The organism is Nostoc sp. CALU 1950 (assembly GCF_051172895.1).
Taxonomy (GTDB): Bacteria; Cyanobacteriota; Cyanobacteriia; order Cyanobacteriales; family Nostocaceae; genus Nostoc; species Nostoc edaphicum_A.
Genome location: NZ_JBDNJQ010000021.1, coordinates 1 through 13,611, shown reverse-complemented (window position 1 = coordinate 13,611; position 13,611 = coordinate 1). Strand labels below are relative to the sequence as shown.

At 41.9% G+C, this 13,611-nt stretch carries 13 protein-coding genes and 1 tRNA gene; 7 read left to right on the top strand and 7 right to left on the bottom strand.

Annotated features, from left to right (window positions below; translation table 11 throughout):
- Nucleotides 1-42: 42 nt before the first annotated feature.
- Nucleotides 43-288 (bottom strand): hypothetical protein, encoded by a 246-nt coding sequence (locus ABF638_RS08675; RefSeq protein ID WP_435021988.1) that lies wholly within the window; start codon nucleotides 286-288, stop codon nucleotides 43-45.
- 251 nt (nucleotides 289-539) lie between these two features.
- Between ABF638_RS08675 and ABF638_RS08670 the strand changes: the two genes are divergently transcribed.
- Both ABF638_RS08670 and ABF638_RS08665 read left to right on the top strand, forming a co-directional pair.
- Nucleotides 540-2,516, top strand: a complete 1,977-nt coding sequence (locus tag ABF638_RS08670) for an AMP-dependent synthetase/ligase (protein WP_435021986.1) — start codon at nucleotides 540-542, stop codon at nucleotides 2,514-2,516.
- Between the two features lie 42 nt (nucleotides 2,517-2,558).
- Entirely contained in the window at nucleotides 2,559-3,008 is a 450-nt protein-coding gene (locus tag ABF638_RS08665; protein ID WP_069072569.1) for a YlqD family protein, read from the top strand.
- A 62-nt stretch (nucleotides 3,009-3,070) separates the two neighbouring features.
- Here the strand turns inward: ABF638_RS08665 and ABF638_RS08660 are convergent, their stop codons facing one another.
- Nucleotides 3,071-3,592: a hypothetical protein gene (locus tag ABF638_RS08660; RefSeq protein ID WP_435022076.1), complete on the bottom strand. Its 522-nt coding sequence runs from the start codon at nucleotides 3,590-3,592 to the stop codon at nucleotides 3,071-3,073.
- A gap of 410 nt (nucleotides 3,593-4,002) precedes the next feature.
- Between ABF638_RS08660 and ABF638_RS08655 the strand changes: the two genes are divergently transcribed.
- Together ABF638_RS08655 and ABF638_RS08650 are read left to right on the top strand one after the other, a co-directional pair.
- Nucleotides 4,003-5,301 (top strand): dihydrolipoamide acetyltransferase family protein, encoded by a 1,299-nt coding sequence (locus ABF638_RS08655; protein WP_435021983.1) that lies wholly within the window; start codon nucleotides 4,003-4,005, stop codon nucleotides 5,299-5,301.
- Between the two features lie 171 nt (nucleotides 5,302-5,472).
- Entirely contained in the window at nucleotides 5,473-6,375 is a 903-nt protein-coding gene (locus tag ABF638_RS08650; RefSeq protein WP_435022074.1) for an Rpn family recombination-promoting nuclease/putative transposase, read from the top strand.
- Between the two features lie 69 nt (nucleotides 6,376-6,444).
- Here ABF638_RS08650 and ABF638_RS08645 read toward each other — a convergent pair whose 3' ends face one another.
- Nucleotides 6,445-7,257: a class I SAM-dependent methyltransferase gene (locus tag ABF638_RS08645; protein ID WP_435021981.1), complete on the bottom strand. Its 813-nt coding sequence runs from the start codon at nucleotides 7,255-7,257 to the stop codon at nucleotides 6,445-6,447.
- A 90-nt stretch (nucleotides 7,258-7,347) separates the two neighbouring features.
- Nucleotides 7,348-8,529, bottom strand: coding sequence for an RtcB family protein (locus ABF638_RS08640; protein WP_435021979.1), 1,182 nt, complete (start codon nucleotides 8,527-8,529; stop codon nucleotides 7,348-7,350).
- A gap of 434 nt (nucleotides 8,530-8,963) precedes the next feature.
- Here ABF638_RS08640 and ABF638_RS08635 point away from each other — a divergent pair, with 434 nt between their 5' ends.
- From ABF638_RS08635 to ABF638_RS08625, 3 genes are all read left to right on the top strand, one after another.
- Nucleotides 8,964-9,851: a class I SAM-dependent methyltransferase gene (locus ABF638_RS08635; RefSeq protein WP_435021977.1), complete on the top strand. Its 888-nt coding sequence runs from the start codon at nucleotides 8,964-8,966 to the stop codon at nucleotides 9,849-9,851.
- Entirely contained in the window at nucleotides 9,848-10,576 is a 729-nt protein-coding gene (locus ABF638_RS08630) for an HAD family hydrolase (RefSeq protein ID WP_181927699.1), read from the top strand. Before ABF638_RS08635 ends, ABF638_RS08630 begins: the two co-directional genes overlap by 4 nt.
- 65 nt (nucleotides 10,577-10,641) lie before the next feature.
- Nucleotides 10,642-10,714: transfer RNA gene (locus tag ABF638_RS08625), tRNA-Ala, on the top strand.
- Between the two features lie 180 nt (nucleotides 10,715-10,894).
- Here the strand turns inward: ABF638_RS08625 and ABF638_RS08620 are convergent.
- From ABF638_RS08620 to ABF638_RS08610, 3 genes are all read right to left on the bottom strand, one after another.
- Nucleotides 10,895-11,638, bottom strand: coding sequence for an alpha/beta fold hydrolase (locus tag ABF638_RS08620; protein ID WP_069072544.1), 744 nt, complete (start codon nucleotides 11,636-11,638; stop codon nucleotides 10,895-10,897).
- 233 nt (nucleotides 11,639-11,871) lie between these two features.
- A complete protein-coding gene (locus ABF638_RS08615) occupies nucleotides 11,872-12,486 on the bottom strand; it encodes a hypothetical protein (RefSeq protein ID WP_435021974.1) in 615 nt (204 codons plus the stop codon).
- 141 nt (nucleotides 12,487-12,627) lie between these two features.
- The coding region (locus ABF638_RS08610; RefSeq protein ID WP_435021972.1) for a WD40 repeat domain-containing protein at nucleotides 12,628-13,611 on the bottom strand (984 nt) is incomplete at its 5' end.

The window sequence follows — 13,611 nt, the reverse complement described above, 5'->3', positions numbered from 1 at the left end:
ATTACAGATTTGTATCAGTAATTTCTCTTGGCAAACAGTCCATCAATTCGGAGAACACTTGGCACAGAAATCAGGACTGAATTTACAAAATTGACTACCTGTTACTGGGTAAGCTGTACAATAAGGAAAACTGGTAAGTTCAATTTTGGCTATTTGTAATTTGGAACCATTCGGCAACACTTCGGTAAGTTTGGTTTTCTCAGCCGAAAGGATAGCTAAAATTTTAGGTAATGCTATGCAAGCAGCAATATTGAGCAGCGTTAGCAGTATTGTGTCTATAAAATTCATAGGTAATCATCTCCTGTGAAAAATAGGCGTAGGCGTAGCCCGTCGTAGACATCGCTGTTCTTAGATGCAAACGCAATTCATTGCTTTCACTCTATGTAAATTAACTTTACCATAAATTTTTGTAAATATAAACGTGGAATTCCTGGAATTATCATACACAAAAGGGAATGTGGATCATAAGGATCGACATTGTAGCGTAATAACAAAATAAGCTGGAAAATAATCAGTTTACGATATTTAGGTAAGGTGTTATGTCAAAAACCCAAACCGCGTCTTCTTTTTTATCTAACATTAGTGAACGAGAACGCCAAGCATTAAAGCGGGTGGTAGATTACACAAATGTGGAATCGCTGCCAGAAATTTGGCCTTTGGCAGCTCAACAATTTGGTAATATTGTCGCCCTTCACAACCCTCATGCTAAACCAGAAGTAGTGATTACTTATACCCAGCTAGCAGAGCAAATACAACTATTTGCTGCTGGGTTACAAGCGTTGGGAGTAAAAGTAGGCGATCGCATTTCCTTAATTGCTGACAATAGTCCTCGCTGGTTTATTGCCGATCAAGGCATAATGACCGCTGGAGGCGTTGATGCAGTGCGTAGCTCCCAAGCGGAAAAGGAAGAACTACTGTTTATCATTGCTAATAGCGGCAGTACAGCGATCGTAGTTGAGGATTTAAAAACACTTAAAAAACTACAAGACCGCCTCAACGATTTACCAATTCAAGTAGTAATCTTACTTTCCGATGAAGCACCACCTACAGGCGAAACCCTAAAGGTACTGAACTTTTCTCAGTTGATCGAAATTGGGGTAAATCATAATTTTGTGCCAGTCAAGCAAAATCGTGACGCCCTAGCAACTCTAATTTACACCTCCGGCACTACGGGTAAACCCAAGGGTGTAATGCTGTCTTATAACAACTTGATGCACCAAGTGACAACCTTTGGGACAGTATTGCAACCAAACGCGGGTGATATGGTTCTTAGTATCCTGCCTTCGTGGCACAGCTATGAACGAACTGTTGAATATTACCTACTTTCTCAAGGTTGCACGCAAGTTTATACCAATTTGCGCTCCGTAAAAGGGGATTTGAGACAATTTAAACCCAACTACATGGTCGGTGTACCCCGCTTATGGGAATCGATTTATGAAGGAGTGCAAAAGCAGTTCCGCGAACAACCAGCCAAAAAGCAACGCCTAATTAAATTTTTATTGGGCATGAGCGAAAAATATATTAGAGCGCGGCGAGTTGCTCAGGGATTGGATTTAAATAATCTTCATGCTTCACCCGTCGAACGATTAGCAGCTAGGATAATTGCAGCGGCTTTATTACCCCTCCATGCCTTGGGAGAACGACTGGTTTATGCCAAGGTGCGGGAAGCCACTGGAGGACGAGTTAAGCAGATGATTAGCGGCGGCGGTGCGCTTCCTAGACATATAGATAACTTCTTTGAAATTATTGGTGTGCAGATTTTGCAAGGCTATGGCTTGACAGAAACCTCTCCTGTTACCCATGTGCGGCGTCCTTGGCGAAATTTGATTGGCGCATCAGGGCTACCACTCCCGGCTACAGAAGCTAAAATCGTCGATCCTGAGACAAAAGCACCTTTGCCAATAGAAAAGCGAGGCTTGGTATTGTTGAAGGGGCCGCAGATTATGCAAGGCTATTACCAAAATCCGCAAGCGACAGCGAAAGCAATTGATGCTGAAGGTTGGTTTGACAGCGGCGATTTGGGTTGGCTGACACCACAAGACGACTTGGTGCTGACTGGCAGAGCAAAGGATACGATTGTATTGACTAACGGGGAAAACATCGAGCCACAGCCGATCGAAGATGCGTGTTTGCGATCGCCATACATCGATCAAATTATGCTTGTCGGCCAAGATCAGCGCAGCCTGGGAGCCTTAATTGTCCCCAATGTCGAAGCCTTAGAAAAATGGGCAGTAAGTCAAAATTTGATACTGGATACGCCCAATGATCAGGTAACTTCCTCAGATAGTCAAAAAATTGACTTCGAGAGTAGAATGATCCAGGATTTATTTCGCCAAGAATTGAATCGGGAAGTCCAAAATCGTCCAGGCTATCGACCGGATGACCGCATCGGAGCGTTTAAACTCATCCTGGAACCGTTTTCCATCGAAAATGGCTTGATGACACAAACACTGAAAGTTCGCCGACATGTCGTCACGGAACGCTATCGCGATATTATTGACGGCATGTTTGCCTGATGATTCCACCTGCTAACTGTAAAGAGTGAACGTGAAATATTTATGGATGTCTCCAAGTCTAATTTGCTTCTGAAACGCGTCGTCAACGTCAAAGTCATTGTGACTCCTCTCTGGAAAGAGGAAGTACAACAGCAGCTGCAAACGCAGATCAATCAACTTGATCAGCAATTGCAACAGCTAGACGTTGAAGGACAAAGAGCGATCGCGGCAATTCAAAAGCAGAGTCTGCAACCACCAGGTCCCCAGACCCTCCAACAAATTGACAATATTCAACTCCAAGTCAATCAAAAGAAAAGTGAATTTCTAGAGCAGAAAAATCAGTTGCTGCAAAACCTCCAGCAAGTGCAGTTTCTCCAGCAGGATCAGGAAGTTAACCAATTTCAAATGGAAGGCTTTTTCCGGGTAGAAACCGGTGATAACCTGATTAGCAAAATGCAGGTCGAAATCGTTCTGCGCGATGGCGTTGTAGAAGAAATTCGCGGCGACATTTAAATTTGTCATTTGTCATTTGTCCGTTGTCATTTGTTTTGTGACCAATGACTAATGACCAATGACTAATCACAGACGTGATTTAACTTTGTTTGGGAGCGGCTTCCAGCCCAACATTCTCTCTGGGAGCCAGCCCAAACAATTTGCCAGACTGGGGGTGAACTGATAAAAAGCGATCGCCCAAAGGTTGTCATCTCCGCTCGATATTTAACCGTCCTAACTGAATTATTATCCCGCTTGATTTGCGTAATCGTCACTAATGCCTGATTTGGTTGCGGATAAACTACCTCGATCTTTCGCGATCCTCCCACTGCTATCTCCTCAAAGGCATTCAGGGCAAGGGTAGTAGGATTACTGCCTTGGAGAGATGAGTTAAGTTTTTCTAAAGGTATAGTTTGATAATCGGAACGCTCTGAGAATGCTGCAACTTCCTGAGACTGATGTATTGCTCTCATCTGCTGGGTTTGCTCATCACTAGTCTCAACAATCGGTGCAGATTGCTGGTGCTGAATAATATAAACTCCAGTACCAGCCGTGGCAGAGATACTTAATATCACAATCAAAAAGAATTTCAGCTTTGCCGACATAAAAGTAAACAGGAATTTCAAATAGGTTTTTTACCAATTTTGAATTCTAGATTGAACTACATCCCATATCCTCTATCCGTGAGAAGCTCTTGTATCTTAAGTAGTGGTTATGAGGAATATTAAATAGCAATCCCATTTAATCTGTGAGAAACTCGTGGTGGTTTTTGCAAGTCAATGACTAAAACAACATCGAGATATTGGCCAACCATTGAGGATAGCTCTGTATTATAGACCTCTAAGCCATATTTAGGTTCCTAGAGTCATTAGTCATTAGTGAATAGCCAATGCCCAATGCCCAATTCCCAATGCCCAACCTAAAATATAAACAGTCCAAAACTCTCCCGCCAAGATACAATTCGATCTGATAAAAGCTGTTAAAGTCCATAAACCATTGATTCCCAAGCCACCCTATGAGCATTCACGAAGTATTTATGCCGGCTCTGAGTTCTACCATGACCGAAGGCAAAATCGTCTCCTGGGTGAAATCGCCAGGTGACAAAGTGGAAAAAGGCGAAACAGTGGTGGTTGTAGAGTCAGATAAGGCAGATATGGATGTAGAAACCTTCTATGAGGGATTTCTTGCCCATATCATAGTTGAAGCTGGTGAAACTGCCCCGGTAGGATCTGCGATCGCCTTCATCGCCGAAACGGAAGCTGAAATTGAACAGGCCAAATCTCTTGCCAATTCTGGCGGCGCAGCTGCTAGTGCTACCTCATCCCCTGAACCAATCCTCGCCACAGCCACAGCTGCAACACCTGCCTTAGCGTCTCAAAACGGGTCTAACCACAAAGAAGGAAGACTTGTAGTTTCACCTCGCGCCCGCAAGTTAGCCAAAGAACTCAAAGTTGATTTAACTACACTCCAAGGCAGTGGCCCCCACGGTCGCATTGTCGCCGAGGATGTAGAAGCATTGTCTAATAAGGGCAAGCAACCCGCCCCTGCCCCAGTTGCCCCACCCGCACCTGTACCAACCAGTGCCCCATCTGCACCCCCAGCAACTCGCACACCAGCACCCGCACCGGTAGCGGCTGTTCCTGGTCAAACCGTGCCTCTAACTACCTTCCAAAATGCCGTAGTGCGGAACATGGTAGCCACCATATCCGTGCCCGTTTTCCGTGTTGGTTATACAATTACCACCGATGGGTTAGACAAACTTTATAAACAAATTAAATCCAAAGGCGTGACAATGACAGCCCTACTGGCAAAAGCTGTAGCGGTAACATTGCAAAAACATCCACTTTTGAATGCCAGCTACTCAGACCAGGGTATTGTTTATCATTCTGATATCAACATTTCCGTAGCAGTAGCGATGGATGATGGCGGATTAATTACACCTGTGCTGCAAAATGCAGACGCAGTGGATATTTATTCTCTATCGCGTACTTGGAAGTCTTTGGTAGAACGTGCCAGAGCAAAACAACTACAGCCCCAAGAATACAACAGTGGTACTTTTACCCTGTCGAACTTGGGGATGTTTGGCGTAGACAAGTTTGATGCGATTTTGCCACCTGGGCAAGGTTCAATTTTAGCGATCGGGGCATCCCGTCCGCAAGTAGTAGCAACACCCGACGGTTTATTTGGCGTGCGGCAACAAATGCAAGTCAATATTACTTCTGACCACCGCATTATTTATGGTGCCCATGCTGCGGCGTTCTTGCAAGATTTAGCGAAATTGATTGAGACAAATCCTCAATCTTTGACACTGTAGTTTTGAAAAGACACCAAATTTAAATGTTAGCGCTATCAGCGAGCATTAGTTTGTCATAGAGTAGCGCTAACAATAAACAATACCTAAACTTAAATTTTTTTATGGACAAACTATGTAGAGGTGTGGCGATATCACGTCTCTACATTAGTTTCTCTCCAAACTGATATCACAGTGACATACGACAACACTCTTAAATATCTGGTTGAGCAGTATCCAGAAGATTTTATCCGCTACTTACTTGTATCTGAAGCAACGGATATCCAGATTCTCAAAACAGAATTAAATCAAGAACCAATTCGTGCCGACTCAGTAACTTTTTTACAAACTGCCAATCAAATACTGCATTTAGAGTTTCAAACCTTACCAGCATCGACTCCACCCTTGCCACTGCGGATGTTGGACTATTGGGTGCGGCTATATCGACAATACAATTGTGATATCGAGCAGGTAGTAATTTTCCTTAAACCTACAACTTCAGAAGCTGTCTTTGTAGATCGATTTATTGCCCGCAATACTACGCACCGTTACCGCGTCATCCGAATCTGGGAACAAGATCCAGAACCTTTATTGTTATCTCCTGGTTTATTACCTCTGGCAACTTTGGCGCGAACGGATTCTCCTCAAAGCTTACTTCAACAGGTAGCAGTTCAAGTGAGTATGATTGAAGAAGAAGCCACCAAGCAGAGTATATCGGTATGTACCCAACTTCTAGCAGGGTTGGTATTCGAGCCAGAACTAATTCGTCAGTTTTTGAGGAGAGAAGATATGAGAGAATCTGCCATTTATCAAGAAATTCTCCAAGAGGGACTTCAAGAAGGGAGACAACGAGGCATTGAACAAGGCATTGAACAAGGCATTGAACAAGGTATTGAACAAGGCATTGAACAAGGAAGACAATCAGAACTGAGGCTAGTGATGCGTCTATTAACTCGTCGGCTCGGTTCAATTAATTCTCAATTACAATCTCGGTTGCAAGATTTGTCCCTGGCTCAGTTAGAAGACTTGGGTGAAGTACTACTAGATTTCGCCAGTGAAGATGATTTGATGAATTGGCTGAATAGAGTCGAAGCTTAGAGCTATTCGTTACTTACAAGCTACAACAAAATTCTCCTTTTGCTCAGTCGCACACTAATCTTACTTGCTTCACGCCTTTTGGCCAGTTACAAAAAAAGTCAGATTTTCGTACCAAGATTTTTGCTCTGTCGCCTCTGCTTCAATTTTTTGACGATACTCTGCTTTTAATTCTGCCATTTGCTCTGATGAAACTTGTAACAATGGGTTTTTTCTAGGATGAAACCATCCTCCATTCCATTCTCTAGCTTGATCTAGATTGCGGTAGAAACCTAATTGTTGTGTCTTGACTTCAATATCTTTAAAACCAGCTTCTACAAGCAGATTATGACACTTTTCGGGAGTGCCTGTCGGCTCATTGATATTTGTCAGAAAAATATCATGTTTGCCACAAATTTCGATTATGAGTGGCGCTCCACATGATTGCTCAGAGCAACAAGAAAAACTCACAACTCCCCCTGGTTTGAGAAAACCATACCATTTACGTAGAGCAGCAAGAATATCTTTAAAATACACTATCGCTGTAGAGCAAAGAATTACATCAAAACTTTCATCATTGAAATTTATGTACTCGGCATCAGCTTCAATTAGTTCGATATTTTGCAAACCTAATTCTTCAATTTTCTGTTGTGCTTGAGCTAGCATACCTGAAGAAAAATCTACTCCAGTTACTTTTCCTTCAGAACCGATAATTTGTGCAACAGCAATGGCAATGATACCTGTGCCAGTTGCCATATCTAATACTTTTTGTCCCTTTTGCAGTTGAACTAAATTTAGTAGAGGTAGAGCGCGATGAATTGTATAATCGTTATCGTAGCTAGTTCTGCTATCAAAGAAATCAATTACTTTTTTCTTATAGTGCTGTTCGTATTCACTATTTTGCATGACAAGTCTATTTACTTAAAATAATCATTTATTCTTCAGCGTATCTTTGCGTTAAAACATGAAAAAGGTGGGCACTACCCACCTACAAATTTATCCCTTAACACAAAGAACTTGCTTGAGTGTTGCTACAACTTCAACTAAATCTGCTTGATTTGCCATAACTTGCTCAATAGGCTTATAAGCACCAGGAATTTCATCTAACACACCCTCATCTTTGCGGCATTCTACACCATTTGTTTGCTCGATCAAATCATCAAGTGTATAGACATTTTTTGCCTTATTTCTTGACATCAAACGCCCTGCACCGTGGGAACAAGAACAGAAGCTGTGAGCATTACCTTTACCTTTAACGATGAAAGACTTTGCCCCCATCGAACCAGGGATAATCCCATAATCTTCAGTCTGGGCGCGGACTGCACCTTTACGAGTAACATATACATCCTCGTCAAAATGCACTTCTTTTTCGGCGTAATTGTGATGACAATTAACCTGCAATAAAGGTTTAGTTGCTTTCCCACCGACTAAATGCTTCTCAACTATGTGCTTAAAACGCGCCATCATCACATCGCGGTTGACACGCGCATAGTTTTGTGACCATTGTAAATCGTGCCAATATGCCTGGAATTCTGGCGTACCTGCGACAAAATGAGCTAAATCTGGGTCAGGCAATTTATTACCTGCCATTTTTGCTAATTCTCTAGCTGTGTGAATATGACACTGGGCAAGTTTATTACCAATGTTACGCGAACCAGAATGCAGCATCAGCCAAACTTGATTCTCTGTATCGAGGCATACTTCTATAAAGTGGTTTCCTCCACCCAGAGAACCCATTTGTTTCATTGCTTTACCTTGTAGGTCTTGCACGCCGCGATGTAAGTCTTTAAAATCATCCCAGTGTTGCCAATTGCTGACGGATTTTTCAACGTCTTTATTTTCGTTGAATCCAGTCGGAATTGCTGCTTCAATATCCAGGCGAATTTTCTTCAGTTTACCTTCTAGTTGTTCGACGGAAAATGATGTTTTGATAGCGCTCATACCGCAACCAATATCCACACCAACAGCCGCTGGTATAATCGCTTCTTTGGTTGCAATTACAGAACCTACTAAAGCACCTTTTCCTAAGTGAACATCTGGCATTAATGCCACGTGCTTAAATACAAATGGTAATGATGCCACATTCTTGGCCATCTTGGTTTCTTCTGGCCCCAAGGAGTGATTTGCCCAAGATAAGACGGGTGCTGGTGTGGTAATTTCTAACTTTTCGTAGGGCATAATTGTTTCTATTTTGGATTTTGAATTTTATATTTTCGATTGGGTCTATGTCACTAATAAGTATCAGTATGACTTATAACTCATTATCGATAGGACTAGTACCGCAAGGCGGAATTAAAAATTAAAAATTAAAAATTAAAAATGAAGACAGCGTAAGGGTTTTGTTGATTGGGAATGGGTGGTTTATTTCCGCCGTGCTGTACTAGTTAGTTGTAGCAATTTAAATGTTATGTTGTCTTTCATTTTGTTCGCTCAATTTTCGTGGAGCTGAAGAACTACTTTTAGAGAGTAGCCTCTTTATACTACAAATGTAACTAAAATTATTACAAACGTCAAGCCCACACCACAGAGAGAAAGCAGATGTTTTATAAATGTATTAAAATTTGTAAAGAAAATTACTTTACTTAAGTAAACTCTTAAAGTTCTGACACAATATGACAGTGCGTCAAGATACAATCTGGGAACGTTTTTTATCCCCTATAGTGCGTCTTTTGATTGATGAAGACGGGTTACAGCGTTACGCTGATAGTATTGACTGGGAGAAAGAATGCGATCGCTTCCAACGAGATGATGTGATAATTCCGGCGTACTACAGTAGTCAAAATTTTCATGGTGTTACAGGCGGATATCTCAATTCCAGTGCAGCAGTTACTTACGATCCGATTACCCAATATGTTCTGCCACCGAATGAAAGTATTGTCCGTCAGGCTTTAATTGATGCCGTCAAGGTGAAACCACGACGCATACTTGATTTAGGTTGCGGCACAGGTTCCACAACTTTAATGTTAAAGCAGGCTTTCCCGCAAGCAGAAGTTATCGGTTTGGACTTATCACCCTATATGCTGGTAAGGGCAGAAGATAAAGCTAGAAATGCCGATTTAGATATAGTCTGGCGACACGGAAATGCGGAAAAAACGGGTTTGAGTGATGCAACATTTGACTTGGTGACGGCTTCTTTGCTATTCCACGAAACACCAGATGCGGTGTCACTAGCAATTTTGCGGGAAAGCTTCCGGTTGCTGGTAACTGGAGGGCAAGTATTGATTCTAGATGGCAATCAGAAGACTCTGCGTCAGCTAGAATGGCTCAATGATGTTTTTGAGGAGCCATATATTCGTGAATATGCTGCTAGTAGTATAGATGCGAATATGGGTGGAGCTGGATTTGAAGCAGTGCGATCGCAGGATGTATGGTGGATACATCAGGTAACCAGCGGCGTTAAACCAATCAAAACCGAAAATATTCGTCATTATACTCCCACATCAATAGATAATAATGATTTGGAGGGACTTGGTTCTCCAGCGTTTGGCATAATGGCATGAGTTTAAAGGCAGTTCTCTTTGATTTTAATGGTGTGATTATTAACGATGAGCCAATCCATCTGCAACTGATAGATGAGATTCTCATTGAAGAAAATCTCCAACCCCAAAAAGTGAGTGAGCGTCAAGCTTCTTTGGGACGTAGCGATCGCGCTTGTTTTCAGCAATTACTCGCGAATCGTGGTAGAGTAGCCAACGAAAACTATTTAACTCAGTTGTTGTACCGCAAAGCCCAAGCTTATACGGTGGAACTAGAGAAAATAGAGAAACTGCCTTTATATTCAGGTGTAGAAGACTTAATATTTCAGGTGCGATCGCGGAATCTGAAATTAGGACTAGTCAGTGGTGCTATTCGCAAAGAAATAGAATTGGTACTCCACCGAGCTAAACTAGCCGAGCATTTTAAAATTATCGTAGCGGGTGATGACATCACCACCAGTAAACCAGAACCCGATGGTTATCTACTGGCAGTGAAACACCTAAATAAAGAATATCCGGAATTGAATCTTCAACCACATGAATGTCTGGCAATTGAAGATACTCCAGCTGGTATCGAGGCGGCGAAGCGATCGCAAATGCAAGTTGTTGGTGTAGCAAATACTTACCCATTCCACATGCTCCAACGCTGCTGCAACTGGACTGTTGATTATCTCAGTGATTTAGAACTCGAACGGGTGCAGAAGGTTTATTCTCAAAAAGAGCCTCAGCCATCGGTAACTGAGTGTTAGAATACTCTATGGTGATAGTGGATTGAGTTAAAGAGTGATATTACTCTTGACTTGATACCGATCAAGGGGAATTAGCTCAGTTGGTAGAGCGCTGCGATCGCACCGCAGAGGCCATCGGTTCAAATCCGTTATTCTCCATGTGTCCATTAAATAATTATTGTCACTTGTACATTCGCAAATTCAATGTCGCAATTTGCAAATTGATGTCGTTATTAACTAGATAATATCGTTCGTCTATCCCGAATTAAAATTTCAAAGATATTCCCTTGTTCACACTCAATACGGTTCGGTTAATTTCCTAAAATATGAATCAAAAAATTAATTACTAGTTAATATTGATGCAAGAAGGTCAGGACGAGACAGATGTGGGCAATGTCCAGAAGGTAGCTCAATGGCATCGACTCCTAAACGCTTGCGTGCAGCGTAGCGCGACCATGTAGGAGATATTATGCGATCGTTGCTACAAACAATATATTTACGCTCAACATGCGGCAAAGCTTTTAGAGGATTCGTTTCAAATATATATGCCATAGATTGTTGCGGACGACTTTTCGAGATTGCCCACTGTGCTACATCCGGTTGACAATCATGAAAGAAAAAATCCCTTAATACTGCTTCGTCTGAATAATCTTTGCCTACGGAAGCTGGTTCATACATATCAGGCTCATCGTAGAATTGTTCGAGTTTACTTGGGTCTTTTGGCTGGTAATTGAATGATTTGAGCGTATCAGAATCAAGACGATGAGAAAATTGATCGAGTGTACTGACTCCAGGATATGGAAGTAGCGCAGCCACAAACACTAATTGACGCACTTTTACCGCTTCTGCAACCAAGGGAATTATAGTACCAGCCATTGAGTGACCGACTAGCACAATATCATCATCAGTTTTTGGCAGCGCTTGAATTACTGCATTCGCAAGTTGGGACAAAGTAGCAGATGCATTTTCAATTGGCAAATCCATTGCTACGGTTTTGTGACCCTGTGTTTCTAAGTAGGGAATTAGCAAATCCCAACACCAGGTAGCTTGAAAGGCACCGTGAACTAGACAATATAGACTCATATCAATTGAATAGTGGTAAGTTGGTAGACATAATTAAATATAAAATAAACTCTTAGTTTGTAGTGAGCGATTTATCGCTCAGAGCAAGGATTATCAGGACTAAAGTCCTTACTACAAACTTTAAATTTATTTATGCCTAGATACTGAATGGTAAACGAGTTGTTTAACTTATCTTATTTTTTAGCAAATTTTAAAACTTGACCAGGTAAGTTACATTAGCACCTGCAATATATTTAAACAGCAGTTAAAACAGGCTCAAAAGGTTGCAATAAAATACCTAAAAGTTTATCAACTTCTTTAATATAGTATTCAGTCGAATCTATATAAACAGTCGTCTCTTCTAAAAATAAAAACTTCCAGTTAGTTCCGCTAGTAACCGAGCCATAAATTCGCCCAACTTCATTGCCTTGATTTTGATTGAACAGTTGCGCTGCAATCATTGCCGCTACACATTGACCCAGACCGCCGATAATATCTTCTTTTTTCGCTTCAAAAATAAACATTACCGGAGCAGAAATAAATAATTGCTCCTGGGAATTGCTGATGATGTAATCGCAAAAGCCTTGCAAGCCTTGAGTTGCATCAACATTAAATTCATTTCCAGAGAAGAGCGAGATTTTATTATTTAATAATCGTCTGACCTCTGCCAGGATTGGTGCAATTAAAAACTCTGACCTTGCTTTTTCGGTTGAAATTGCAGTTGCTAAAGGGATGTAATCTATTAAAATCGTTCTGAGAGTTTCTGATGGTGTAACAGGTTTTGTATCAACAAATAAATTCTGAGTTTCATCGAGTGTTAAATCAAAACTCCTTTTCACCTTAGCGAGACTAAAATCGCTGTATGCCATCCTTCCACCTTGTGATTATTTATAGCAGTTCTCGAATGGAAGCAACACCTTTGACCTCTCTCCAAACCTCTCTCCTAAGAGGAGAGAGGCTTTGAATCTTACTCCCCAACGCCTAGCAGGGAAGGGGCTGGGGGTTAGGTCTTACTTAGCTTTATTCGCTAACTCTTTCGCTCTCGCCTGGGAATCAAACTTTAATTTATTATCCCATTGCTGCGCTTTGCCAAACTTTTCAACAGCGCCATTAATATCATTATTTCGCGCTAACTTCTCACCTTGGATAACTAACGTTGTTGCCCCTTGCGCTAACCGCGATCGCGTTTGGCATAATTGCAACTCTTCTAACACTTCTGGATGGGCAATGAAGTAATTATTCAGCAAGTTGCAACCACTAAGTAATAAATTATCGAAATCTAAATCCCATAAAATTATTGTTTTGTCATTACTAGCAGAAGCTAACTGTTGTCCATTGGGGCTGTAGGCGACGCTAATGACTCTATCGCTATGACCAGTCAGGGTTTTGAGGAGTTTGCCACTGCTAACATCCCAGATTTTGATAGTGTTATCAAAACTAGCAGAAGCTAACTGTTGTTCATTGGGGCTGTAGGCGACGCTCATGACCCCACTGCTATGACCAGTCAGGGATTTGAGGAGTTTGCCACTGCTAACATCCCAGATTTTGATGGTCTTGTCAAAACTAGCAGAAGCTAACTGTTGTCCATTGGGGCTGTAGGCGACGCTAATGACCCTATCGCTATGACCAGTCAGGGATTTGAGGAGTTTGCCACTGCTAACATCCCAGATTTTGATGGTCTTGTCAAAACTAGCAGAAGCTAACTGTTGTCCATTGGGGCTGTAGGCAACGCTAATGACCCTATCGCTATCACCAGTCAGGGTTTTGAGGAGTTTGCCACTGATAACATCCCAGATTTTGATGGTGTTATCAACACTAGCAGAAGCTAACTGGTGTCCATTGGGACTGTAGGCGACGCTAATGACCTCAGCGCTATGGTCACTAAGGGTTCTGAAGAGTTTGCCGCTACTGACATCCCAGATTTTGATGGTGTTATCAACACTAGCAGAAGCTAACTGTTGTCCATTGGGGCTGTAGGTGATACTATTGACCTC